The organism is Micromonospora sp. NPDC051924, from assembly GCF_055586005.1.
In genome coordinates, this window is record NZ_JBVJJA010000017.1 from 47,350 (window position 1) to 72,669 (window position 25,320).

A 25,320-nucleotide genomic window follows, 5' to 3' on the forward strand; every position below is an offset into this window, starting at 1 on the left:
CGGCCCGGCTGGCGGGCGGTGGCGGGGCGGTCAGCCGAGGTGGACGGAGCTGCGGGGCTCGGTGCCGGTGTAGCCGAGGCGGCGGTAGAGCCGGATGGCGCTGACGTTGTCGGTGTAGACGCCGAGCGCCACATGGTCGTACCGGCCGAGCAGGGCCTGGGTCATCCCGGCGGTCAGCGCCGCGCCCAGGCCCCGGCCCCGCCGGTCGGCCGCCACGGTGAGGCCGGCGAGGAAGCCGATGTCGCCCCGGCTGCGGTCGGCCCCGCAGGCGACCAGGCGGTCCCCGTCCCGGATGCCGTACCAGTCGACGATGCGCGAATCGCCCGGGCGGGAGGTCGTGGTGGGGAAGGAGCTCTCGATGAGCGCGTCGAGCGCCGGGTGGTCGGCCTCGGTGAGGCGGACCACCCGCTCCTCCCCGGACTGCTCCGGCGGGGCCGTCGTGGTCCAGAGGAAGTCCCACTCGTCGAGCCGGGCAACGGTGAACCGCTCGGCCACCTCGTCCGCCGAGATCCGGGGCAGGTGCAGCCACTGGCCGGCGTGCAGCGTCCCGTCCGCGACGAGGCCGGCGAAGACCTCCAGCGCCGGCCCGGCCGGCCCGAGCGCCCCACCGGCGGGCCCCTGCGCCGGCGGGAGCAGCCAGCCCACCGCGCCGTCGCGCCGCCACCCCCGCGCCTCCTGGTCCCGCCAGAGCGCGTGCCGGGCGTACGGGTGATGGCCGGCGGCGGCGAGCAGGGTGTCCCGACCCACCAGCACCTGGTCGGCAGTGATCATGCCGCCAGCCTACGAGAGGAGAATCCGTGACCTCCGTCCGCTCCGTCCGGCCGGTGCGTCTCGCCGGCCCCCACTGCGTCCTGCGGGAACTGGACGACGCCGAGGTCGCGCCGCTGCACGCGCTGCTGGCCGACCCACGCGTCTTCGAGCGTGTGCTGGACGAGCACCCGCCCTCGCCGGACGAGGTGCGGGACGCCGTCGCGGCCTGGCGGCAGGAGGCCGGCGGCGAGCCGCGGCCGGCGTACCGGCTGGCCGCCGTGGCGGGGGACCGGCTGATCGGGATGGGCACGCTGACCGTGGAGAGCGCGCAACACGGACGCGGGGAGATCGGCTACGTGCTCGGCGCCGACCACTGGGGCCGGGGCTTCGGCACCGAGGTCGCCGGCCTGCTGCTGCGGCTGGCGTTCGAGCAGGTGGGGCTGCACCGGGTGGAGGCCACCACCCGGCCCGACCACGTCGCCTCCCGGCGGGTGCTGGAGAAGGTCGGGATGCGACCGGAGGGCGTCAGCCGGGACCATCTCCTGGTCCGCGGGCGCTGGTGGGACTCGGTGCGGTACGCGATTCTCGCCACCGACCGGTAGCGCCAGGTGGCCGGGGTCCAGGGTGGAGATTGACGAGCAGACCGATTGGGTACATCCGTCGCCGACCTACTGGGACCCCCCACCGGAGGAACGAAGATGCTCGCCATTCTCGCGGCCATCGTGTTCGGCTTCGCGCTGCTGCTCGACTTCCTGAACACCAACCTCGGCGCGCCCGATCTCTTCAACACGCACACCCTCATGCTCATCGGCTTCCTGCTGCTCTCCCTCTACCTGGCCGGGGTCGGTGCCGGCCCGCGCGGTGGTGGCGGGGGCCGCTGGTACCGGGGTCGGCGGCCGGGGCGCGGCTGACCGGAACGGATCACCGGGCGCGGCCCACGGCGCGATTCCAGCGTCGTCGGCCGCGCCCGGTACTGTTCTCGTGATGGAGTCCGACGCCCTCTTCACCCTCGGCGAACCCGCCGGAGCGCCCAGCGCCCCCGCGGGTTCCGGCGTCGACGCGTTCACCGCCGTCGGGGCCGACTCGCCGCTGCCCGTCCGGATGCGGCCGGCCAGCATCGACGAGCTGGTCGGGCAGGATCACCTGCTCGCCCCGGGCGCCCCGCTGCGCCAGCTGGTCGAGGGCGCCGCGCCGATGTCGGTGATCCTCTGGGGGCCGCCCGGCAGCGGCAAGACCACCATCGCCCACCTCGTCGCCCGGGCCACCGACCGCCGCTTCGTCGCCATGTCCGCGCTGACCGCCGGAGTGAAGGACGTCCGGGCGGTGATCGACACCGCCCGGCGGCAGCGCCGGGCCGGCGGCGCGCAGACCGTGCTCTTCATCGACGAGGTGCACCGGTTCAGCAAGACCCAGCAGGACTCGCTGCTCGCCGCGGTCGAGGACCGGACGGTCACGCTGCTCGCGGCGACCACCGAGAATCCGTACTTCTCGGTCATCTCGCCGCTGCTGTCCCGCTGCGTGCTGCTCACCCTCCAGCCGCTGGACGACGACGCCGTACGCGGCCTGCTGCGCCGCGCGATCGGCGACGAGCGCGGGTTGGGCGGCGCGCTCGCCCTGGAGCCCGGGGCGGAGGACCATCTGGTCCGCCTCGCCGGCGGCGACGTCCGCAAGGCGCTGACCGCCCTGGAGGCGGCGGCCGCGACCGCCACCGCGCTGGGCGCCGGCCGGATCGACCTGGCCACCGCCGAGCAGGCGGTCGACGTCGCCGCCGTCCGGTACGACCGCGACGGCGACGCTCACTACGACGTGACCAGCGCGTTCATCAAGAGCATGCGCGGCTCGGACGTGGACGCGGCGCTGCACTGGCTGGCCCGGATGCTGGTGGCCGGCGAGGACGCCCGGTTCATCGCCCGGCGCATGGTCATCTTCGCCAGCGAGGACGTCGGCATGGCCGATCCCACCGCGCTGACCGTCGCCACCGCCGCCGCGCACGCCGTCGAGTACGTGGGCCTGCCCGAGGCGCAGCTCAACCTGGCCCAGGCGGTGATCCACCTGGCCACCGCCCCGAAGTCCAACTCGGCCACCACCGCGATCGGCGCGGCCATCGCCGACGTACGCGCCGGCCGGGGTGGCCCGGTGCCACGTGGGCTGCGGGACGCCCACTACGCCGGCGCCCGGGGCCTGGGCCACGGTGCCGGTTACCGGTACCCGCACGACGACCACCGCGGAGTGGTCACCCAGCAGTACGCTCCGGACGATCTCGTGGGGACCGACTACTACCGGCCCACCGGCCACGGTGCGGAGCGGGCGGTGGCGGGCCGACTGCCGCTGCTGCGCCGGATCGTGCGCGGCCTGCCGGCGCCGGTGGCGCGCGCGGAGGCCGGCGTGCCGGCCGCCGTGAACGGCGGTCGTCCGGCGGGTCCGGAGCAGGTCGACGGGGCGAACGAGGGCGGCAGCGACGCCGTCGGGGAGGGTCAGCAGTGATGGCGCGTGGTCCGGAGCGTCCCGAGGAAGGCCCCGAGGAGCGGCGCGACCCTCGTGCCAAGGGCCGACGCTGGGGCCGGGGCAAGGCCGACGCCGAGCCGGACGAGGCGACCGCCGGCGAGGAGTTCGGCTGGATCGACGACCTGCGGACGGCGAAGCAGCAGCGGGGCGAACTCGGCCCGGGCGGTGACGCGCCCGGTGCGGTGCCGCCCGTACGGGGCGGACCGCCGCCCGCCGGTCCCGGGCCCCGTCCCGGCGCTCCCGAGCCGCCGCGCGGGCCCCGCCCCGCAGCGGCGCCGCCGCCCACCGGCCGTCCCGGTCCGGACGGTCCGCCGCGCCGTGGCCCGCTCGACGGCCCGGCCACGCCCCCGGTCCGCCCCGACGGCCCCGACCCGGCCACCGGCCGGCGGCGGCCGGTCGACGGGCCCTGGCCGGGCTCGCCCGGCCCCCGGCAGGTCGCCGAGCCACCCCGCCGTGGCGCGGACGCGCCGACCGGTCAGGTGCCACCGGCTCCGCCGGTCCCCGGCCGACCGGGCGGCCCCGCCGGCCAGCCCGGCCGGGTGACGCCGCCTCCCGGTCCCCGTGGCGGTCCGGTGCCGTCCGCCGGGCCGGCGCCAGAGCCCGCCCGGGGTGGCCCGGGCCGGGCCCGGCCCGGTCAGGCCCCCGCCGCCGGCCGGCCGTCCGGCCCGAACGTGCCACCGGAAGGGCCGCGCGGCCCCGTCCCGCCCACCCCGCGCGGTCGACACGAGTCCGGTGGACCGGCCTCCGGTCCGAACCAGGGCGGCGTCGACCCGGCGGTCCGGCCGGTATCGGGTGGGGGTCGCCGCGGCGTTCCCGGTGGCGTCGACACCGGCGTGCAGCCGGTCTCCGGTGCCGGCCGGCGGTCCCTTCCGGACGGTACGGAGCCCGGGATCCGTCCCGTCTCCGGTGCCGGCCGGCGGGCCGCCGAGCCCGGCGACGGCCGGCCCGACGCTCCGGTCGGCGGGCGGGCGGGTGGTCGCCGCCGTGCCGACGAAGCCGAGCAGCCGGTGATCGTGCCGCGCAGCGGCAACGCTCCGTCCGTGCCGGGCGTCCCGGCCGGCGCGTCCGGCGTCGACGCCCCGTCCGCCGGGCGCCGCGTCGCGCCGGAGGCGCCGACCGGTCGCCGGGCCGCCTCCGGTGCGGCACCTACCTCCACCGGTCGCCGGGGCGCCGCCGCCGACGAGGTTGTGCCGCCCGGTCGTCGGGCGGCTGTCGACGAGGTCGTGCCGCCCGGTCGCCGGGCCGCCGCTGACGACGCCGTGCCGCCCGTCCGTCGGGCGGCGCCCGACGGCGTGGCGTCGCCCGGTCGCGCGGCAGCCGACGAGGCCACGACGCGCGCCGGCCGGCGGAGAGCCGCCGACGACGCCGTGCCGCCGGCGGGCCGCGGGGCGGCGCCGGGCGACGCGCCGACCCGCGCCGGCCGGCGCACGGCCGAGGAGCCGGGACCGTCCGCCGACCGGCCGGCGGCGGCGCCGGACGCAGGCCGGTCCGCCGGGACCGCGCCGGGCCCGCGCCGGGCCCGGGAGGACGCCGACGAATCCCGCCCGCAGCGTCCGGTACGGCCGGCCGACTGGCTCCGCCAGGCCGGACGCACCTCGCACACCGATCCCGCCATGCCGGCGGTCGCCCGGCCCACCGGCTCCCCGGTGGGGGAGCCGACCGCCGGCCGGCCGACCGTGCCCGGCGGACCTGACCGGGCACCGACCGGGCGTGCGGCCGCGGCCGCCGTGCCGCCGGTGCAGGCCGACCGGTCCGGTCCCGCCCGCGGCGCCGCACGCCCCGGTGGGCCGGCCCCGGCCGACAGCGGCCCGCGCGGCGGTGCCCCGGCGCCCGGTGACCCGCGCGGCACCGACCGCCGCGGCGCCGGCTCACGCGGCGGCGGACCGGGCGGCGACCCCCGTGGCGCCGGGCCGGCCGGTGCCGACCCGCGTGCCGGCGGACCGGCCCGCGGCGCGGCCCGGCCGGCTCCGGAGGGCGCCGTCCCGCCGCGTACCCCGGGCGACGACGGGCGCGCTCCGCAGCCGGGTGGCGAGCCCGGGCCGCGTGCCGGTGGACCGGCGGTGGCGAGGGCGGCCGCCGCGGTGGCCCGTCCCGGCGGGCCGGACGAGCGACCGGCCGGGCGGGCCACCCCGCCCGGGCCGGAGGTGACCCGACCGGGTCCGGGCGGCCCCGCCGCCGTACCCCCGGCGGGAGCCGGCGGGCCGGCGGTGGCCCGGGCGGCCGCGGTCGTACCGCCCGGGGAGCCGGCCGGGCCGCGACCCGGCACGGCCGACGGGCCGGCGTTGCGCCGGGCCGAAGCCGGGCCGGCGGAGGAAACCGATACGGTCGGCGGCCTGCGCGGCGCCCGGTCCGAGCTGCGCCGGCAGATGCGCGAGCGGCGGCGGCTGCGGATGGGCATCCTGGCCCTGGTCAGCCTGGTGCTGCTGGGCGCCGTCCCGCTCTACTTCGGGCTGCGCACGCTCAGCCACGACCCGGTCTTCGACACCCTCGACCAGCTCGACGTGCCGTCCTGGGCGGCGACGAAGACCGTGGACAACGTCAGCGGCAGCCGGTGGTGCCTGCAGGACTGCCGGTTGCGGGAGCGGACCGTCGAGTCGGACAAGGCCTGGAAGGAGACCGCCCAGGTCTACGAGCGGGCCCTGGCCGGCGACGGCTGGCGGCGCTGGAAGGTCGGTCGCTGCCCGGAGCAGAAGGTCAACGGCAGCTACACCTGCTGGCGTCGGGACGAGCTCACCCTGGACCTCTGGGTACGCGACCCCACCTGCGTGCCGCCTCCGGTCGACGGCGAACCCGCGCCGTCTCCCGCGCCCTCGCCCGCAGCGGGAGAGTGCACCGGGTCGTTGGTGTCGGTGAAGGTCCGCAACGCGATCGACGACGAGCGGACCGGACCACAGCCGAGCACTGATCCGTCACTCACCGGTGAGGATCCGTACCCGACCCTCACCGACGATCCTCTCGGCGAGCTGACACCCTCACCGTCGTGAGCCGCGTTCCGTCACGGACGGTAGGGTCTGGGGCTGGCGGGCCCGCGTGCGCCCGTTGACCCCGACGGGTCGGCATGGGGCGAAGTGGGTAGGACGGTCGCGCGTTCCGGGGCGTCGGGCCCCGGGACACTGCTTGAGGAGGACATGGGCGTGAGTGGTGGAGAGATCGCTGCGCTGATCGCGGCCGGCGCGTTCCTGATGCTGGTGCTCGTGCTGGCGGTGCCGATCCTGCGGCTGCGGCACACCGTGGACGCGACGACCCGCATGATCACCGAGCTGAACGACCGCACCACCCCCCTGCTCGGGGACGTCAACACCACGGTGAAGAACGTCAACACCGCCCTGGAGCAGGTGCAGACCTCCCTCGACGGGGTCAACCTCCAGCTCGCCAAGGTGGACACCATGACCACACACGCGCAGAACGTGACCGCCAACGTGGCCAACCTCGCCGCCGTGGTCTCCGCCGCCGCCGCGAACCCGCTGGTCAAGGTGGCCGCGTTCGGCTACGGCGTGCGCAAGGCCGCCGCCGCCCGCCGGCACGCGGAGGACGAGCGCGAGGCCCGCGACATCATCAAGCAGCGGCGCCGCGCCGAGAAGCGCACCAACCGGTGATCCGGCCGAGCGGGAGGATGTGACCATGAGGCGGTTGTTCTGGCTCGGCATCGGGCTGGCCGTGGGCGTGCTGGTGGTACGCAAGGCCACCCGCACCGCGCAGGCGTACACGCCGGCGGGCATCGCCAGCGGGCTGTCCGAGTCCGCCGGCGGCCTCGTCGAGTCGGTCCGGAGTTTCGTGGACGACGTCCGGGCCGGCATGGCCGAGCGCGAGCAGGAGATCCACGAAGCCTTCGCCCGCGGCGAGGCGTACGACGACCAGTTCGCCGAGCTGCGGGAGGACCCGCGCATCGGCGATCGAGAGATTTTCCCGGAGGAGCACCAGCGATGAAGACGGCGGAGATCAAGCGGCGGTACCTCGCCCACTTCGAGGCGAACGGTCACGCCGTGGTGCCGTCCGCTCCGCTGCCCGCCATCAGCGACCCGAACCTGCTGTTCATCAACGCGGGCATGGTGCAGTTCGTGCCCTACTTCCTCGGGCAGCAGACCCCGCCGTACCCGCGCGCCACCAGCGTGCAGAAGTGCATCCGTACGCCGGACATCGACGAGGTCGGCAAGACCAGCCGGCACGGCACGTTCTTCCAGATGAACGGCAACTTCTCCTTCGGCGACTACTTCAAGGAGGGGGCGATCCCGCTCGCCTGGGACCTGGCCACCAAGCCGGTCGAGGCGGGCGGTTTCGGGCTGGACCCGGAGCGGATCTGGGCCACGGTCTACCTCGACGACGACGAGGCGTACGACATCTGGCGGCGCACCGGCGTGCCGGACGCGCGGATCGTGCGGCGCGGCAAGGCGGACAACTTCTGGTCGATGGGCATCCCCGGCCCGTGCGGCCCGTGCTCCGAGCTCTACTACGACCGCGGCCCGGAGTACGGCCGGGAGGGCGGCCCGGAGGTCGACGAGGACCGCTACCTGGAGTTCTGGAACCTCGTCTTCATGCAGTTCGAGCGGGGCCCGGGCGTCGGCAAGGAGGACTTCCCGATCCTCGGCGAACTGCCGGCGAAGAACATCGACACCGGCATGGGCCTGGAGCGGATGGCCTCCCTCCTCCAGGGCGTCGACAACCTCTACGAGATCGACGAGGTCCGGCCGATCCTGGACAAGGCCGCCGAGCTGACCGGCAAGCGTTACGGCGCGCACTCCGGCCACGCGGCCAACCAGTCGCACCCGGACGACGTGCGGCTGCGGGTGATCGCCGACCACGTGCGCACCGCGCTGATGCTGATCGGCGACGGGGTGACCCCGTCGAACGAGGGCCGCGGCTACGTGCTGCGCCGGATCATGCGCCGGGCGATCCGGGCGGTCCGCCTCCTCGGCTACCAGGACCGGGCGCTGCCCGAGCTGCTGCCGGTGGCCCGGGACTGCATGGCCCCGTCGTACCCGGAGCTGGCCGAGGAGTTCGGCCGGATCTCCCAGTACGCGTACGCCGAGGAGGACGCCTTCCTCGCTACGTTGCGCGCCGGCACCACGATCCTGGACACCGCGATCGCGGAGACCAAGTCGGCTGGGCAGGCGTCGATCTCCGGCGACAAGGCGTTCCAGCTGCACGACACGTACGGCTTCCCGATCGACCTGACCCTGGAGATCGCGGCCGAGCAGGGCCTGCAGGTCGACGCGGAGGGCTTCCGCCGGCTGATGGCCGACCAGCGCAGCCGGGCCAAGGCGGACGCGCAGGCGCGCAAGACGGGCCACACTGACGTGTCGGCGTACCGGTCGGTGCTCGACGGCGGCGGGCCGGTGGAGTTCACCGGCTACACCGAGCTGAACCGGGAGTCCCGGGTGCGGGCGCTGCTCGCCGGCGGGGCCTCGATCGACGCGGCGGTCGAGGGGGACACCGTCGAGCTGGTGCTCGACACCACCCCGTTCTACGCCGAGGGCGGCGGGCAGCAGCCCGACCAGGGCCTGATCACGGTCGGCGGCGGCCAGCTCGAGGTCTTCGACGTGCAGCAGCCGGTGCCGGGTCTGATCGTGCACCGGGCCAAGGTGGTCCGGGGCGAGGTGCGCGCCGGGGAGACCGGGTACGCCGAGATCGACGTGTCCCGGCGGCGGGCGATCTCCCGGTCGCACACCGCCACCCACCTGGTGCACCAGACCATGCGCAACTTCCTCGGCGAGTCGGCGACCCAGGCGGGTTCGCTGAACGCGCCGGGCCGGCTGCGGTTCGACTTCAACACCCCGACCGGGGTGGCGCCGAGCGTGCTGCACGACGTGGAGCAGCAGGTCAACGAGGTGCTCCTGGCCGACCTGGAGGTGCACGCCTTCATCACCAGCCAGGAGGAGGCCCGGCGGATCGGCGCGATGGCGCTGTTCGGCGAGAAGTACGGCGAGCGGGTCCGGGTCGTCGAGGTCGGCGACTACGCCCGCGAGCTGTGCGGTGGCACGCACGTGGCCCGCTCGGCCCAGCTCGGCCTGGTGAAGATCCTCTCGGAGGCCTCGGTCGGCTCCGGCGTGCGCCGGATCGAGGCTCTGGTCGGCATGGACGCGTTCGGCTTCCTGGCCCGCGAGCACCTGCTGGTGTCCCGGCTGGCCGAGCTGTTCCGGGTTCCCGGCGAGCAGGTCGCGGACCGGGTGGAGCAGACCGTGACCCAGCTCCGCGACGCGGAGAAGGAGCTGGAGAAGCTCCGTGCCCAGCTGGTGCTGGGCGGCGCCGCGAGCCTCGCGGCGGGGGCGAAGGACGTGCGCGGGGTGGCGTACGTCGGCACCGAGGCGCCCGAGGGTGCGGCCGGCAACGACGTGCGGACTCTGGCCCAGGAGATTCGGGGCCGGATCGACCCGGCCCGCCCGGCGGTGGTCGCGGTGGCCGCCCGGGCGAACGGCAAGGCCTCCCTCGTGGTGGCGGTCAACCCGGCGGCCCGCGGTCGTGGGCTGACCGCCAAGGACCTGGTGAAGGCCGCGTTCTCCGGCCGGGGCGGCGGCAGCGACGACCTGGCCCAGGGCGGCGGCCTGCCCGCCGCGGAGGCGCCGAACCTGCTGCTGACCGTGGAGAGGGCCATCGCCGAGGCGTGATGGCCGTAACCGATCGACGCCAGGGCGGACCGGACGGTCCGCCCTGGCCCGTACCGGAGGGGAAGTGTCCGGTAGATGGCTGAACCGTCCCGTGGGGTGCGTCTCGGGGTCGATGTCGGGCAGGTCCGGGTCGGGGTGGCCCGGTCGGATCCGCACGGCATCCTGGCCACTCCGCTGGTTACCCTGGCCCGCGACCTGACCGCGGCTCCGGACGTTGTGCCCACCGACATGGCCGAGCTGGTCCGGCTGGCCGCCGAGCACGAGGCGGTCGAGATCGTCGTCGGCCTGCCGGTCAACCTCGCCGGAAAGCATGGCCCGGCGGCGGCGAACGTATCGGCGTACGCTGCCCGTTTGGCCGATGTAATGGGGCCGATCCCGGTGACGCTCACCGACGAGAGGATGTCGACCGTGGTCGCGAGTCGTAGGCTGGCCGAACGGGGCGTCCGGGGAAAGCGCCAACGGGCGGTGGTCGACCAGGCCGCCGCGGTGGAGATTCTGCAGAGCTGGCTGGACGCACAGCGGAGGCGGACGCAATGATCGACGATCTTGACCTGGGGTTCGAAGACGCGGAGAGGGGGGAGAAGGGCCGGCACCGGCGCGGCGCCGTGCGCAAGCGGCAGGGCAGGTCCGGCGGTGGCCGGGGTAAGACCATCTTCGCCCTGCTCATGGCGCTCGTGCTGCTGGGCGGTATCGGCGGCGGCGCGTACATCGGTTTCGACCGGATCCGCAACCACTTCGTCACCCCCGACTACGACGGCCCCGGCGCCGGCGAGGCGCTGGTGGAGGTCAAGGCGGGCGACACCCTCACCGACATCGGGAACTCCCTCTACGACGCCGGCGTGGTGAAGAGCACCAAGGCGTTCATCGAGGCCGCCGACGCCAACTCCCGCAGCAAGAACATCCAGGTCGGCCGGTACAAGGTCCGCAAGCAGATGAAGGCCGCCGACGCGGTGAACCTGCTGCTGGACCCGAAGAGCCGGGTGGTCAACGGGCTGACCATCCCGGAGGGCACGATCAGCCTCACGATCTACGACCTGCTCGCCAAGCAGACCAAGATCCCGGTCACCGAGTTCAAGGCGGCCGCCAAGGACCCGGTCAAGCTGGGCGTGCCGGCGTTCTGGTTCAACCGGACCGACGGCAAGAAGGGCCCGAAGAGCATCGAGGGCTTTCTCTATCCGGCGACCTACGAGATCCCGCCGAAGGCCACCGCCGAGCAGATCCTGTCGATGATGGTGGACAAGTTCCTCGAGGTCACCGGCGACATGAAGTTCGTCGACACGGTGCAGAAGGAGCGGGGGATCTCCCCGTACGAGGCGCTGATCACGGCCTCCGTCGCCCAGGCCGAGTCGGTCAACCACGTGGACATGCCGAAGGTGGCCCGGGTCATCTACAACCGGGTCTACACCGACAAGTACCACTGCAAGTGCCTGGAGATCGACAGCGCGATCAACTACTGGCTGCGGCTGCAGGGCAAGAACCCGAAGGACTCCGACGTCCTCAAGCAGTCCGAGATCCACGACCTGAAGAACCCGTACAACACGCACGACGTGGACGGCCTGATGATCACGCCGATCAGCAACCCGGGCGAGGAGGCGCTCAAGGGCGCGATGGACCCGCCGGACGGTAACTGGATCTACTTCATGACCATCGACAAGAAGGGCACGATGGGCTACGGCTCCAACGACGCCGACTACCGGAAGCTGCAGAAGCAGATGTGCGACAACGGCGTGCTGAGCGGGACGAACTGCGGGTGAGGGCCGCCGTCGTGGGCAAGCCGATCGCCCACTCGCTCTCCCCGGTCATCCACCAGGCCGGGTACGCGGCGGCCGGGCTGACCGGCTGGTCGTACACCCGGATCGAGTGCGCGGCCGACGAGCTGGCCGGCCTGGTCGCGGGCCTGGGCCCGGAGTGGGCCGGCCTGTCGGTGACCATGCCGGGCAAGGAGGCGGCGCTCGCGCTGGCCGACCAGGTCTCGCCGGTCGCCGCCGCCGTCGGCGCCGCCAACACGCTGGTACGCCGGCCCGACGGCACCTGGTACGCCGACAACACCGACGTCACCGGCATGGTCGACGTGCTCGCCGCCGCCGGCTGCGCGGCGGGCGCCGTGGTGACCGTGCTCGGCGCGGGCGGCACCGCCCGGGCGGCGATCGCGGCGGCGGCCCGGATCGGCGCGGCCGAGGTGACCGTGGTGGCCCGCCGGCCCGAGGCGGTCGACGAGCTGCGCCCCGTGGCCGCCGCGGCCGGGGTGCCGCTGGCAGGGGCCGACTGGGACGGCGCTCCGGCGCACGCCCGCGCGGACCTGGTGATCTCGACCGTGCCGAAGGGGGTCGCCGATCCGCTCGCGGACAACTTCGACTGGCGGCCGGGGTCGGTCTTCTTCGACGCCCTCTACGATCCCTGGCCCACCCCGCTCGCGGCCTCGGCGCTCGCCGCCGGCTGCCGGGTGATCTCCGGGCTGGACCTGCTGCTGGCCCAGGCGGTCGGCCAGTTCACGCAGTTCACCGGGGTGCCCGCCCCGGTCGACGCGATGCGCACGGCGCTGGCGGCCGCCCGCGCCTAGGGCCGGTGGCTGCTCCCGGTCGATACGCTGCTGAGGGAACTCGTCGCCGACCCAGGGGGTTCCGTGACCGCGCCGCCGCCCTCCCCGCCCGCCCGGCCGGTCGCCGGGCGTCGTCGCCGACGCGTGCTGCTCGGCCTGGCGGCCGTGACGCTGGCCGCCGGCACGGCCGTGGTGCTGCCCCGGGTCGTCGCGGAGGTGCCGCCGCTCGTGGTGGCCGCCACCGCGGACACCACCGTCACCCGGGTGCCGCAGGACGGGGACAACGGGGTGAAGACCGCCCTCGCGAGCTGCCCCCGGTTCTGCGAGGGCAACCCGGACGGGCAGCGCGACGCGGTGCTGGAGTTCACCGTCCGCGGGTTGCCCCCGGACGCGGTGGACGTGCGCGCCGCGCTGCGCGTCTACGCCTGGCAGCCGTTCGCCTCCCGGGTACGGGCCCACGTCGCCCAGGGCTCGGCCGCCAACGCCGGCGCCTGGGCGCAGCGCCCGGTGCTCGGCCCGGTGCTGGCCACCCGGGACCGGGTCGAGCAGGGCTTCAACGAGTGGGACGTCTCCGCCGCCGTCACCGGCAACGGCCGGGTGACCCTCGCCCTGACCCAGGAGGACTGGCACCGGCGGATCTACTGGGCCTCCCGCGAGAACGTCCGCCCCGCGTTGCGACCCGGGCTGGTGGTGACCTACCGCCGCGAGCCGGGGTCCCCGGCGCGGACGCCCGCCACCGCCCGACCGCCGCAGGCCGGCCCCGTGGCCCCGCCCGCCCCGCCGCCGGCCGACCGCCCCGGCGCCCGGGTGCCGGGCTGGCGGCTGGTCTGGTCGGACGAGTTCGACGGCACGACCCTCGACCGGTCGAAGTGGAACGTGCGCGACGGTGAGCCGCGCGACGTCGACCTCGGCTGCAACGTGGACGATCCGGAGAATGTGATCGTCGCCGGTGGGGTGCTCACCCTGCGGGCGCAGCGGCGGACCACCGTGTGCGCCGGGCAGCCGCGGCAGTACACCGAGGGCTACCTGGACACGATCGGCAAGGCCTCGTTCCGCTACGGCCGGTTCGAGATCCGGGCCGAGTCGCCCAACGGACCGACCGACTCGCAGGGCCTGTGGCCGGCGTTCTGGCTGCGGCCGGACGACGGGGGCAAGGGCGAGATCGACGTCGTCGAGCTGCCCGGCGGGGCGGCTTACCACCGGGCCGCCACCCAGGCCGTCTTCTACGACTACCGCCCGGTCAAGCAGGACCAGCGCTGGGAGTTCCCGGCCGGGTACCCGGGCGACGGCTTCCACACGTACACCACCGAGTGGGAGCCGGGCGTGATCCGCTGGTACGTCGACGGCCGGCTGATCTGGCAGCGCGACCGGAGCACCACCCCGTGGTTCGGCGAGGTCTTCGACAAGCCGTACAACCTGCGGCTGAACTTCCAGGTCGGGGGCTGGTTGGGCCCGCCGGACGCGGCCACCGCGTTCCCCGCCGACTTCCGGGTCGACCACGTCCGCGTCTGGCAGCGCTGACGGGGCGTCGGCAGGTGGCCGGCGGGCCCTATCGTGGCGCCGGCGGCCCCTGTCGTGGCCGCCACGGGGTGCGACGGGACAGGGGAGGGCAGGACGTGGCGGAGGACCCACGGGACCGCCGGGACGGCATCGGCTGGGTGACCCGGGCGATCTTCGGGAACGAGCGGCTGTGGCTCGGGGTCGCCGCGCCGCCGCCCGGTCAGCGGACCCTCGCCCGGTACGCGGTGGTGCCCTCGGTGGACCGGGCGAAGTTCCTGCTGCCGCTGGCGTCCCGCCGGGTCGGGGCGGCGTCGACGCTGGCGTACAACGCGCTGCGGCCGCCCCGGGTGCGGGCCAACCGGCTCGCGGTCGGCGTGCTGGCCGGGCTCGGGGCCACCCGGCTGGCCCGGATGCCGGTGCTCACCGTCGCGGCCCCGGCGGGCGCCGATCCCGCCGAGCTGCTGCTCACCGCCCACCTGGCCCGGACCGCCGGCCGGCCGTTGCACGCCGCGATCGGCATCCGCCCGCCCGACCCGCACCACAAGCCGACGCTGCAGCTCTTCGACGAGCGGGGCGCCGCGTGGGCGTACGCGAAGGTCGGCTGGAACGATGCGACCCGGGCGATGGTCCGCGCGGAGGCCGACGCGCTGCGCGACCTGCCCCGCGACGTGGGCGACCTGCCCGCGGTGCCCCGCCTGCTGCGCGAGCTGGGCTGGGGCGACCTGGCGGTGACCCTGGTCGAGCCGATGCCCGCCGGGGTGCGCCGGTTGCTCCGGCCGGACCGGCCGGAGGTGGCGGCGATGCTCGCCGTCGCCCGGCGCGGTGGCCCGCCGGCCCCGCCCCGCCCGCTCGCCGGCTCGCCGTTCCTGGCCGACCTCACCGCCCGCGCCGAGCGGGCTGGCGGGCCGGTCGGCGCCGCCCTGGCCGCCCTGGCCGCACGGGACGGCGCGACCACCCTGGAGTTCGGCCACTGGCACGGCGACTGGGTGCCGTGGAACCTCGGCACCCACCGAGGGCGGCTGTTCGCCTGGGACTGGGAGAACAGCGGCCCCGGCCGGCCGGTCGGCTTCGACCTCGCCCACCAGGCGTTCCAGAGTGCCCTGTCGCTGCGCGGGCGGCCGGTGCCGGAGGCCGCCGCCGAGCTGGGCGGGGCGCTGGCCCGGCACGGCGACGCCCTCGGCCTCGACCCGGCCCGCCGGCGGCTGATCGCCGACGCCTACCTGGTCGAGCTGTGGCTGCGGACCGCCGAACTCGCCGCTGGCGGGGGCGGTTGGAGCGACCGGCTGCACCCCGCGCTGCCGCACCTGCTCGCCGACCGGCTGGTGTCGCCCCGGGAGTGAGCCGACCGGTCGGGGTCGCCTCCGGGGGTGAGGCGGCCGGCTGTCGGAGAGGCGACTGGCAAATGCGGGAAAATGCCGCACAGTCCCGTTCCCGCTACCCGCAGCGAGGAATGCTCCACTAGGGTGTCACCACTCGATCACCACCCGTCGGTGGCGACGGGTTCGATCCGGCCCGGGATGCGTGGGGGCGTCGCCCGGGGCCCCATGGTGCGGGGAGGTCCGGCCGGTGGCTGGTGTGGCAGGGGACCCGATGCGGTCCGCGCGCGTGACGCTGTCCGGGGCGGGCGGTGGACGGCGATGACCCTCATCTACGCCTGCGGCGCCCTCGCCGTGCTCGTGCCGGCGCTCCTCGTGCCCTGGCTGGCCGCCCGCTGGGCGCCGGCCGCGGCGGCGGGCCGGACCGCCGACCGGCTGCGGGTCGCCGTCGCCGGACTCACCGCCGCGTTCGGCCGGCTCGGCGCCGCCGTGGCCGTGCTGCTCGCCGGCTCCGCCGCGGTGGTCGCCGTCTGCTGGCCCCTCGGCGAGGCGCTGTCCCGGCTGGAACCCCACGTGGACCACCCGGTCTTCGACTACGTGCACGCCCGGCGGGTCGAGCCGTGGGCCGGGATCAACTCCTTCGTCACCGCGATCGGCGACCGGTACCCGCTCAAGTGGGTCACCGTGGTCGCCGCCCTGGCGCTCGCGGTGGCCTGGCGGCGCCGGCGCTGGTGGCTGCCGCTGGTCGCCCTGCCGCTGCAGTTCGTCGTCGAGCAGTACACCCAGCAGATCCTCGCGCGGGTGGTCGACCGCGGCCATCCGCCGACGGACCTGGGCACCTACCCGTCCGGTGGCTGTGCCCGGGTGGCGATGACCTTCGGCACCGTCCTGGTCCTCGTCGCGCTCACCTGGCGGATTCCCCGCCGGGTCCGGATCGGACTGGTCAGCGCGCTGGCCGTGCTGGTCTCGGTCGAGGGCTACACCCGCATCTACGCCGAGAAGCACTGGTTCACCGACGTGATCGGGGGCTGGATCTTCGGCACCCTGCTCACCGGCGTCATGGTGCTCACCGTCCTGGTCGCCGTGGGCCGGGTCCGGCCCCCGGCGGGCGACGCCGCCCCCGCCCCGCCGGAACGGATGACCGTCGGCACCTGACACCCACGACCCGCGCCACCCCGGAAGACCGCCCTCTGCCATCCCTCGAACGGAAGTCGGGCCACGACGTGACGACACTTCTCGTCGCCTCCACCGGTGGACACCTCGCCGAGCTGTACGACCTGCACCCCCGGCTGGGCCTGCCCGGCGACTGCGTCTGGGCGACCTTCGACTCGCCGCAGAGCCGGTCCCTGCTGGACGGTCAGGAGGTCATCCACGTGCCGCCCGCGACCACCCGGGACGCCGTCGGCGCGGTCCGCGACCTGCTCGCCGCGCGCCGGGTGCTGCGCGGCGGCCGGTTCACCCGGGTGGTCAGCACCGGTGCCAGCGTGGCCATGTCGTTCTTCGTCCCGGCCGCCCGCCGGGGCCTGGACTGCCACTACATCGAGAGCGCCACCCGCACCGGGGGGCCGTCGCTCACCGGCCGGCTGGTCGCCCGGGTGCCCCGGACCCGGCTCTACACCCAGTACCCGGGCTGGGCCGACGCGCGATGGCGCTACGGCGGCACGGTCTTCGACGGCTACCAGGCCGTCCGGCTGGCTCGCCCGCGACCGCTGTCCCGGGTGGTCGTCGCCCTCGGCACCCACGGGCGGTTCGGCTTCCCGCGGCTGCTGACCCGGCTGGTCGAGGTGCTGCCGCCCGAGGCGGAGGTGCTCTGGCAGGTCGGGTCGACCCGGCTCCCCCGGATGCCGGCCGGCGCCCGCGCCCAGGTCCCGTACGCGGAGATGCAGCAGGCGATGCGGGAGGCGGACGTGGTGGTGACCCACGCCGGCGTGGGCTCGGCGCTGGCCGCCCTCCGCGTCGGTCACCGGGCCGTCTACGTGCCGCGCCGCCGCCGGCACGCCGAGCACGTCGACGACCATCAGGTCGAACTGGCCCGGCAGTTGGACCGCCGGGGGCTGGTCCTGGCCCGGGAGGCGGACGCCGTGACGGCCGAGGACCTGGCGGAGGCGGCCGCCTGGACGGTGGTGGCGACCGGATCGGTGGCGCCGTTCCAGTGGGCGGCGGCCGCGTGAGGACCGTCCGGGGCAGACGGTCCGGCAGCCGGCCCCGCCGGTCGACACCGCCGCCCCGTCCGCACCGGGGACCCGGGCCGCGACCCGTACGGCCGGACCGGACCGAGCCGGTGACCGAGCGGACCGGTCGGTTGATGGTGCCGAATGTCCGTTCCGAGCAAGCTACCCGTGATCTCACTACCTCTTTGGGGGGACCAGTGCTTCACAGATCGTCTCGACCGGGGTGGCGGCGGTGGTGCGCCGCGCTCGCCGCACCGGTGCTCGCCGTCGGGCTGCTCGCGGCGCCAGCCCGGGCGGCGGACCTCACGCCGGTCACCAGCACGCTCACCTCGGCGAACCCGGCGGACAACATCCCGCACGCGCAGAACGGCGACACCAAGGCGTTCGCCGAGATCGGCGGCACCGTCTACGTCGGCGGGTCGTTCACCTCGGTGAAGGCGGCGGCCGACGCGAGCTGGACCACCCGCAACTACCTGTTCGCGTACGACCGCTCGACCGGGGCGCTGAAGGCGGACTTCACCCCGGCGCTGGACGGCGCGGTGCACGCCCTCGCGGTCAGCCCGGACGGCAAGCTCATCGTCGGCGGCGCCTTCGTCACCGTGAACGGGGTCAGCCGCAAGAACCTGGTCGAGCTGGACCCGACGACCGGCGCCACCGTGACCAGCTGGGTCGGGCGCAGCGACGGCGGCCTGGTGCGACGCACCATCGTGGTCGGCAACCAGCTCTACATCGCCGGCGCGTTCCACTGGGTCAACGGCACCCAGCACTCCCTGCTCGCCCGGCTGGACGCCGGCACCGGCGCGATCGACCCGAGCTTCCAGATCGACGCCAGCGTCGCCCGGGCCAGCAGCGAGCTGGTCTGGGGCCTCGCGGTCTCGCCGGACAACAGGACTCTCGTCGCGGTCGGCAACTTCACGCAGGTCAACGGCCAGGCCCGCAACCAGGTCGTGGTGGTCGACCTGGCCGGCACCCCGGCGGTGGCGAACTGGAGCACCCAGCGCTACGTGGCGCCCTGCTACAACTGGACGTTCCCGTTCTACGCCCGCGACGTCGACTTCTCCGATGACGGCAAGTACTTCGTGATCATCGCCGACGGTGGCCGGGGCGACGGCGCGTACTGCGACGCGATCGCCCGGTTCGAGACCGCCGACCGGGGCGCCGGCATCGACGGCACCTGGGTCAACTACACCGGCACCGACTCGGTGACCTCGGTCGAGGCCGCCGACAACGTGGTCTACGTCGGCGGCCACTTCCGCTGGTTGAACAACGCCAACGGCAACGACTCGGCCGGCGCCGGCGCGATCAACCGGTTCGGCCTGGGCGCGCTCGACCCGATCAACGGCCTGCCGCTGGTCTGGAACCCGGGCCGCTCGGGCGCGCCGTCGGGGACCACCGACTGGGGCCCGATCATGTGGGAGCTGTGGCGCGGCAGCACCGGCCTGTACGCCGGCTTCGACTCGGACGGCCTGGGCAACGAGTACCACGGCCGGATGGGCCTCTTCCCGCTCTCCGGTGGGCGTACGGTCGCGGCGACCAACGCGCCGTCCGCCGCCTCCGGCTACCTCTACGTCTCCGCCGCCGACGGACAGGCGACCAAGGTGCCGTTCAACGGGACCACCCTCGGCACCCCGGTGAGCACCAGCCAGCCGAACCTCACCGCCGCCGGGGCGTCGTTCTCGGTCGGCAACAAGCTCTACTGGTCGAAGACCGACGCGAGCGCGCCGAACGGCAGCTACCTCGACGTGTCGATCTTCTCCGGCGGCTCGGTCGGCGCGCCGTGGATCAGCAGCGGCTACAACAACTGGTTCAAGCCCGCGACGATGACCGGCGCCTTCTACCTCGACGGCAGGATGTACTACACGAAGTCCGGCACGAACAGCCTGTTCTACCGGTACCTGGAGCCGGACGGCTACATCGTCGGCTGCACCGAGTTCACCCTGCCCAGCACCGGCTTGGCCTGGGGCAGCGTGCGGGGCATGGCCTGGGTCAACGGCAACATCGTGTACGGCTGGACGGACGGCTCGCTGCGAACCGTGCCGTTCAACGGGTCGGCCGTGGACGGTGCCGCCGCGGTCCAGCTCGCACCGGGCGGCGGCGCGGTGAACTGGTCGAGTCGGACGCTCTTCTTCGCCACCTCCTGACGGTCCGACCCACCGGCGGTCCGCCGGCGTCCTCCGGGACGCCGGCGGACCGTCCGGTAACCGGCCCCGGGACGTACCCCCGCCGCGGTGCGCGGTCGGCGACAATGAGACCGGCGCCGCCCGGGCCCGACACCCAAACCTCAGCCCGCAAGGACCTGACACATGGACGTGACCGACGTCGCCACCGCCCGGCAACACCCGGTCGGCCTCGCCGAGCTGGTGCGCATCCCATTGCGACGGTGGCGGACCGTGCTCGCCGCGGCGGCGTCGGTGCTGGTGGCGGTGCTGGTCTACCTGTTCGTGCTGCCGGCCAGCTACACCGCGACCACCGCGGTGGTGGTCCGTCCGGTGGTGACCGACCCGTTCTCGGTGCCCTCCGGCGGCGCCGACCGGGCGGTGAACATGACGGCCGAGAGCGGCATCGCGACCAGCAACGAGGTCATCGACAAGGTCGCCGCCATCACCGGGCGCGATCCCGAGGAGGTGGCCGACGCGCTCCAGGTGGAGACCCCGGTCGGCGGCCAGGTGATGCGCTTCGAGTACGCGGCGCACAGCGAGCGGGAGGCCGTCGACGGCGCGAACGGGGCGGCCCAGGCGTACCTGGACCTGCGGCGGGGCATCTACGAGAACCAGCGCGCGGCGGTGCTGAAGTCGTACGACGACACCATCGCGGTGGTGACCGCCCAGCGCACCACCACCCAGAAGTCGCTGCCCGGAAACCAGTCGGCGGAGAACCCGTCGCCGCGGACCAGCGCCCTGCTGGACCAGTTGCGGGCGCTCAACGACCAGCTCGCCACGCTGGCCGAGCAACGCTCCAAGATCGCCTCGGCGGACCTCAGCCCCGGCTCGATCACCAGCGCGGCCCGGGCACCCGTACCGTCCAGCCGGGACGGTGCCCCGCTGCTGCTCGTCGGCGGCGTGCTCGGCGGCCTGCTGCTCGGCGGGCTGGTGGCCTTCGTCCGGGAGTCCCTGGACCGGCGGCTGCGCACCATCGCCGAGGCGATGTCGGCGATCGGCGCGCCACTGCTCGGCACCGTCCGCCGCGCCCGGAACGGCCAGCCCGACGAGGCCGACCTGCGCTACCTGGCGCTGGCCCTGGCCCGTTGGGTGGACGGCCCGCAGCGCGGCCCGCTGGTGGTGCTCTCCTCCGCCGCCGACGAGGGGCGCGAGCAGGTGACCGCGGGGCTCGCCGCGGTGCTCGCCGGTGGCGGGCACGAGGTGCGGCTCGGGGTCACCCCGGAGAGCCTGGACCGGATCCGCCCGCTGATGCTGGACGCCCAGCGCCGCAACCCGCCGGTGGAGCCGGCGCCGGCCAAGTTGAACCGGCAGCGGCCCGCCCCGGCGGCCGCTCCGGCCGGCGCCGGCGGCCCCGTCGCCCCGGCCGGCGCCGGCGACCCGGAGGAGACCGCGGTGATCCCGGCCGTGCGCAAGCCGCGCCCGTTCCCCGACGCCGACGCGAGGAACGGCGCGGTCTACCGGTCCACCACCACCGAGGACAAGACCCAGGTCATCCCGACCGCCGCCGCGACCGGCGCCCCCACCCGCACCGACGGCCAGGAGCTGCGGATCGGCCCGGGCGCCGTCCGGCTCGTCCCGCTCGACGCCCCACCGGCGGCGGGCGGCCTCACCCTGCTCGACGCGCCGCCCGCGCTGCACGACGAGCGGGGCGTACGGGCCGCCCGGGAGGGCCGGGCGGTGCTGGTCGCCGCCCGTGACCGGACCCGGCTGCCCCAGCTGACCCGCGTGGTGGAGCGGCTGCGCTCGGTCGGCGTGGAGCCGTTCGGATTCGTGCTGACCGGGGGCCGCCGTGACTGACCAGGAGCGGCCGGACGGGACGGTGGGGGAGGCGTACCCGCCGGTGACCGTGGTGGTGGCCACCCGCGACCGCCCGGGGCTGCTGGAACGGGCCGTCGGCGCGGTGCTCGACCAGGACTACCCCGGCCCGGTGGAGTGTGTGGTCGTCTACGACCACACCGACATCCGGCCGCTGGACCTGCCGGTGCCGGCCGGCCGGGCGCTGCGCTACGTCCACAACAGCCACTCCCGGGGCCTGCCGGGCGGTCGCAACACCGGTGCCGCCGAGGCCTCCCACGACCTGCTGGCCTTCTGCGACGACGACGACCACTGGCTGCCCGGCAAGCTGCGCCGCCAGGTGGAGTTGCTCGCCGCCCGGCCGGACGCCGCCGCGGTCAGCTGCGGCATCCGCCTGGCGGGCCCGGACATCGCCAAGGAGCGGCAGCTCGACACCGCCGAGGTTACCCTCGCCGACTTCGTCGAGGACCGGATCATGGAGGTGCACTCCAGCACCATCCTGCTGCCCCGGTCCACCTGGGACGCGGTCGGCCCGGTCGACGAGGAGCTGCCCGGCGGCTACGGCGAGGACTACGAGTGGCTGCTGCGGATCGCCGCGCACGGACCGGTGGTCATCGTGCCGGAGGTGCTGGTGGTGGTGGACTGGCACGGCGGCTCGTTCTTCTTCGGCCGCTGGGCGATGATCGTCGAGGCCACCCGGTACCTGATCGACAAGCACCCGGAACTGGCCCGCAGCCGGACCGGGCTGGCTCGGCTGCACGGGCAGATCGCCTTCGCCCTCGCCGCCGGACGGCGGCGCCGGGAGGCGGTGCGGGAGCTGGGCCGGGTGCTCCGGCTCAACCCGCGGGAGAAGCGCGTCCTGGTGACCGTGCCGGTGGTGCTCGGTCTGCTCTCCGGCGAGCGGGTGCTCCGGCTGGCCCAGCGGACGGGGCGGGGTGTCTGACCGGGCGACCGGGACCACCCCGCGGCCGGTGACCGCGCGGCCCGCGCCCGGTGCACCGCCGCCGCTGCCGGTCTGGCCGCTCACCCTCATGTTCGCGCTGGTGCCGCTCTGGTGGGCGCTCGGCGCGTTCTACCTCGGCTGGTCGGCCTTCGGCGTCGTCCTGCTCACCCTGCTGGTGACCCGCGGCCGGGTGCCGCTGCCCGCCGGCACCGCCTGCTGGCTGCTCTTCCTCGTGCTGGTGCTGCTCAGCGCCACCCGGCTGGACCGGGCCACCGCCTACCTGACCTTCGGGCTGCGCTACGGCTTCCTGGTGACCGCCCTGGCGGTCTGCGTGTACGTGTACACCCTGGTCCGCGAGGGCACCTCCTGGGACCGGGTGCTGCGCCCGCTCGGCTGGTACTGGCTGGGCATCGTGGCGCTGGGCTGGCTGGCCGTGCTGGTGCCCACCCTCGCGCTGACCACGCCGGTGGAGGTGGCCCTGCCGGGCGGGGTGGCCGGCCAGCGGTACATCCAGGCGCTGACCCACGTCCACGCCAACGAGTTCAACCCGCTGTCCCGGACCCCGATCTACCGCACCGCCGCGCCGTACCCGTACACCAACAACTGGGGCACCGCGTACGCGCTGCTGGTGCCCTGCGTGCTCGCGTACCTGACCTCGGTGCGGACCGGGCGGTTCCGGGCGGCGTTGTGGGTGTCGCTGCCGCTGTCGGTGGTGCCGGCGTTCCTGACCCTCAACCGGGGCATGTTCCTCGGCCTCGGCGCCGGCCTGCTCTACCTGGCGCTGCGCGCCCTGGTCCGGGGCAACGCGCGGCTGATCGTGTCGATCGGCGGGCTGGTCGTGCTGGTCTGGATCGTCAGCCTGGTCGTCCCGGTACAGGAGATGATCAATGCCCGGGTCAGCAGCACCGACACCAACATCGACCGGATGGACCTGTACGTGCGGACCTGGCAGGCGGTGGAACGCTCGCCGCTGCTCGGCTACGGCGCGCCGAAGGCCGTGGACACCACCCTCGCCGAGGAGCCGCTGGGCACCCAGGGGCTGATCTGGCAGATCCTCTACAGCCACGGCATCCCGGCGCTGCTGGTCTTCGTGACCTGGCTGGTGCTGGTCGCCCGGCGGCTGGCCGCCGCGGTCTCGCCGGCCGGGCACTGGCTGAGCACCGTACCGGTGATCGCGCTGGTGGTCATCCCGGTCTACGCCTACATCGACCCGAACCTGTCGCTGATCTTCTTCGCGGTGGGCGCCGGCCTGGCGGCGGTCGCCGGACCGGTGAACCGGGCGGCGCTCGGCCCGTCCAGCATGGCCCAGCCGGCGCCGCTGACCCCGTGGCGGATCCGCGGCTTCGGCCGGGCCGCCGTCCCGGACCGCCCGCTCTCGGCCGCGTCGGCGACCGGGATCGCCGCCGTCCCGCTGCGCACCGCCACCGTGGACCACCCGCCCGCCCCGCCGCCGCCGCCGTCGGCCGGGACAGCGTCGGAGGAGGGGACGACATGACCGCATCGGGTACGCCGGCCCTGGCCACCGCCACCGGCGGCGAGCGGGAGGTGCGCCGCAGCACCCGCAGCGGGCTGGTCGGGCTGGCCGGGGCGGCGGTCAACGGCCTGCTCGGCTTCGTGCTGACCGTGGTGATCGTCCGGGGGCTCGGGCCGGCCGGCTCCGGCGCCATGTTCACCGCGATCGGCGTGGTGGCCATCGTGGGCGTGCTCTGCTGCGCGGGGGCGGACACCGCGCTGGTGTGGGCGCTGCCCCGGCGTACCCCGGGGCGGGACGGCGACGCGGCCCGGCTGCTGCCGGTGGCCCTGGCGCCGGCGCTGCTGCTCACCGTCGCCGTGGCGGCGACCGGCGTCGCGCTCGCCGAGCCGCTCGCCCCGGTCTTGTTCGACCCCGGCACCACCGACGGCGACGACCTGCTCCGGCTGGCCTTCGCCGGGCTGCCGTTCGTGGTGGCGATGACCGTGCTGCTCGCCGCCGTCCGCGCGGTCCGCCCGGTCGCCGCGCTGGTGGCCGTCCAGTACGTCCTGGTGCCGGCCGCCCGCCCGGCGCTGGTCGGCGCCGCGCTGGCCGCCGGTGCCGGGGTGACCGTCGCGTTCGCCGGCTGGCTCACCCCGGTGGTCCTGGCGGTGCTGGCCTGCGTGGCGCTGCTGGTGGGCCCGCTCGGCCTGGCGGCCGGGGCGACGCTGCGCCCGGCTCCGGCCGACTGGCGCGCCTTTTGGGGCTTCGCCCTGCCCCGGGCCGCGTCGGCGACCATCGACGCCAGCAGCATGTGGCTGACCGTGCTGCTCACCGCCGCCCTCGCCGGCCAGGCCGAGGCCGGCGTGATCGGCGCGGTCGGCCGGTACGCCCTGGCCGGCCTGCTGGTCATGCAGGGCCTGCGGGTGTCCGTCGCGCCGCAGCTGTCCCGGCTGCTCGGGCAGGGCCGCACCGCCGAGGCGGCGGCGGTCTACCGGCGGATCACCGCCGTGATCATCGCGCTCTCCTGGCCCGGGTACCTGCTGCTGGCCGTCTTCGCGCCGGGCTTCCTGCGGCTGTTCGGGGCGGAGTTCACCGCCGGAAGCGCCGCCATGGCGGTCCTCGCCGGGGCCATGCTGGTCAACTCCGGCACCGGGATCGTGCAGACCATGCTGCTGATGAGCGGCAGCAGCGGCCGGCACCTGCTGGCCGCCGCCACCGGACTGCTGCTCAACGTCGGGCTGGCCCTGGTGCTGATCCCGCCGCACGGGGCGCTCGGCGCCGCCGTGGCCTGGACCGTCGGCATCGTGGCGGAGAACGTCATCGCCACCGCCGCCGCCCGCCGGGTGGTGGGCGAGCCGCTGGTCACCCGGAGCGTGCTGCGGGCCGCGGTGCTGGCGGCCGCCGGCACCGCCGTGCTGGCCGTCGCGGGCGCGGCGGTGGCCGGCCGCGACGTGGCCGGACTGTTCCTCACCCTCGGGGTCGCGGCGCTGCTCGCCGTCGCGCTGCTGCTGCACCCCGGGGTACGCCGACGGGCGCGCGCCGTCGTGCCCACCCTGCCGGGACGGGGACCGCGATGACGAGGAGGACG

The 25,320-nt window shown here is 75.3% G+C and carries 20 protein-coding genes; 19 read left to right on the forward strand and 1 reads right to left on the reverse strand.

Annotated features, from left to right (window positions below; translation table 11 throughout):
* Nucleotides 1-30: 30 nt before the first annotated feature.
* Nucleotides 31-771 (reverse strand): GNAT family N-acetyltransferase, encoded by a 741-nt coding sequence (locus tag ACZ6S5_RS15845; RefSeq protein WP_466000918.1) that lies wholly within the window; start codon nucleotides 769-771, stop codon nucleotides 31-33.
* Between the two features lie 26 nt (nucleotides 772-797).
* Here ACZ6S5_RS15845 and ACZ6S5_RS15850 point away from each other — a divergent pair, with 26 nt between their 5' ends.
* The 19 genes from ACZ6S5_RS15850 to ACZ6S5_RS15940 all read left to right on the forward strand — a co-directional run bounded on the left by ACZ6S5_RS15850 (nucleotide 798) and on the right by ACZ6S5_RS15940 (nucleotide 25,309).
* Complete coding sequence (locus ACZ6S5_RS15850) at nucleotides 798-1,352, forward strand: GNAT family N-acetyltransferase (RefSeq protein WP_466000920.1); 555 nt, start codon at nucleotides 798-800, stop codon at nucleotides 1,350-1,352.
* A 96-nt stretch (nucleotides 1,353-1,448) separates the two neighbouring features.
* Complete coding sequence (locus ACZ6S5_RS15855) at nucleotides 1,449-1,661, forward strand: hypothetical protein (protein WP_466000922.1); 213 nt, start codon at nucleotides 1,449-1,451, stop codon at nucleotides 1,659-1,661.
* A 73-nt stretch (nucleotides 1,662-1,734) separates the two neighbouring features.
* The gene (locus ACZ6S5_RS15860; protein ID WP_466000924.1) at nucleotides 1,735-3,234 is read left to right on the forward strand and encodes a replication-associated recombination protein A; all 1,500 of its coding nucleotides are present in this window, start codon (nucleotides 1,735-1,737) and stop codon (nucleotides 3,232-3,234) included.
* A gap of 2,387 nt (nucleotides 3,235-5,621) precedes the next feature.
* A complete protein-coding gene (locus tag ACZ6S5_RS15865) occupies nucleotides 5,622-6,239 on the forward strand; it encodes a hypothetical protein (RefSeq protein ID WP_466001065.1) in 618 nt (205 codons plus the stop codon).
* Nucleotides 6,240-6,383: 144 nt separating this feature from the next.
* Complete coding sequence (locus ACZ6S5_RS15870; protein WP_466000926.1) at nucleotides 6,384-6,851, forward strand: DUF948 domain-containing protein; 468 nt, start codon at nucleotides 6,384-6,386, stop codon at nucleotides 6,849-6,851.
* A 25-nt stretch (nucleotides 6,852-6,876) separates the two neighbouring features.
* Nucleotides 6,877-7,182, forward strand: a complete 306-nt coding sequence (locus tag ACZ6S5_RS15875; RefSeq protein WP_148426735.1) for a DUF6167 family protein — start codon at nucleotides 6,877-6,879, stop codon at nucleotides 7,180-7,182.
* Nucleotides 7,179-9,857, forward strand: a complete 2,679-nt coding sequence (alaS, locus tag ACZ6S5_RS15880; RefSeq protein ID WP_466000928.1) for an alanine--tRNA ligase — start codon at nucleotides 7,179-7,181, stop codon at nucleotides 9,855-9,857. Before ACZ6S5_RS15875 ends, alaS begins: the two co-directional genes overlap by 4 nt.
* Before the next feature lie 75 nt (nucleotides 9,858-9,932).
* Nucleotides 9,933-10,394: a Holliday junction resolvase RuvX gene (gene ruvX, locus ACZ6S5_RS15885; RefSeq protein ID WP_466000930.1), complete on the forward strand. Its 462-nt coding sequence runs from the start codon at nucleotides 9,933-9,935 to the stop codon at nucleotides 10,392-10,394.
* On the forward strand, nucleotides 10,391-11,611 hold the full coding sequence (gene mltG / locus ACZ6S5_RS15890) for an endolytic transglycosylase MltG (protein ID WP_466000932.1): 1,221 nt from the start codon (nucleotides 10,391-10,393) through the stop codon (nucleotides 11,609-11,611). The genes ruvX and mltG overlap by 4 nt, the downstream gene beginning before the upstream one ends.
* Nucleotides 11,608-12,417: a shikimate dehydrogenase gene (locus ACZ6S5_RS15895; RefSeq protein ID WP_466000934.1), complete on the forward strand. Its 810-nt coding sequence runs from the start codon at nucleotides 11,608-11,610 to the stop codon at nucleotides 12,415-12,417. Before mltG ends, ACZ6S5_RS15895 begins: the two co-directional genes overlap by 4 nt.
* A gap of 63 nt (nucleotides 12,418-12,480) precedes the next feature.
* Nucleotides 12,481-13,917 carry a glycoside hydrolase family 16 protein gene (locus ACZ6S5_RS15900; RefSeq protein ID WP_466000936.1) on the forward strand — a complete coding sequence of 479 codons (1,437 nt, stop codon included), beginning with the start codon at nucleotides 12,481-12,483 and terminating at the stop codon, nucleotides 13,915-13,917.
* Nucleotides 13,918-14,012: 95 nt separating this feature from the next.
* Nucleotides 14,013-15,236 (forward strand): hypothetical protein, encoded by a 1,224-nt coding sequence (locus ACZ6S5_RS15905; protein ID WP_466000938.1) that lies wholly within the window; start codon nucleotides 14,013-14,015, stop codon nucleotides 15,234-15,236.
* Between the two features lie 297 nt (nucleotides 15,237-15,533).
* Entirely contained in the window at nucleotides 15,534-16,367 is an 834-nt protein-coding gene (locus ACZ6S5_RS15910; RefSeq protein WP_466000940.1) for a phosphatase PAP2 family protein, read from the forward strand.
* Between the two features lie 68 nt (nucleotides 16,368-16,435).
* On the forward strand, nucleotides 16,436-17,383 hold the full coding sequence (locus tag ACZ6S5_RS15915) for a glycosyltransferase (RefSeq protein WP_466000942.1): 948 nt from the start codon (nucleotides 16,436-16,438) through the stop codon (nucleotides 17,381-17,383).
* Nucleotides 17,384-17,517: 134 nt separating this feature from the next.
* A complete protein-coding gene (locus tag ACZ6S5_RS15920; protein WP_466001067.1) occupies nucleotides 17,518-19,524 on the forward strand; it encodes a delta-60 repeat domain-containing protein in 2,007 nt (668 codons plus the stop codon).
* Nucleotides 19,525-19,686: 162 nt separating this feature from the next.
* Nucleotides 19,687-21,339, forward strand: coding sequence for a Wzz/FepE/Etk N-terminal domain-containing protein (locus ACZ6S5_RS15925; RefSeq protein WP_466000944.1), 1,653 nt, complete (start codon nucleotides 19,687-19,689; stop codon nucleotides 21,337-21,339).
* A complete protein-coding gene (locus ACZ6S5_RS15930) occupies nucleotides 21,332-22,279 on the forward strand; it encodes a glycosyltransferase family 2 protein (RefSeq protein ID WP_466000946.1) in 948 nt (315 codons plus the stop codon). The genes ACZ6S5_RS15925 and ACZ6S5_RS15930 overlap by 8 nt, the downstream gene beginning before the upstream one ends.
* Nucleotides 22,280-22,307: 28 nt before the next feature.
* Nucleotides 22,308-23,774 carry an O-antigen ligase family protein gene (locus tag ACZ6S5_RS15935; protein WP_466000948.1) on the forward strand — a complete coding sequence of 489 codons (1,467 nt, stop codon included), beginning with the start codon at nucleotides 22,308-22,310 and terminating at the stop codon, nucleotides 23,772-23,774.
* A complete protein-coding gene (locus tag ACZ6S5_RS15940) occupies nucleotides 23,771-25,309 on the forward strand; it encodes a lipopolysaccharide biosynthesis protein (RefSeq protein ID WP_466000950.1) in 1,539 nt (512 codons plus the stop codon). The genes ACZ6S5_RS15935 and ACZ6S5_RS15940 overlap by 4 nt, the downstream gene beginning before the upstream one ends.
* Nucleotides 25,310-25,320 lie beyond the last annotated feature (11 nt).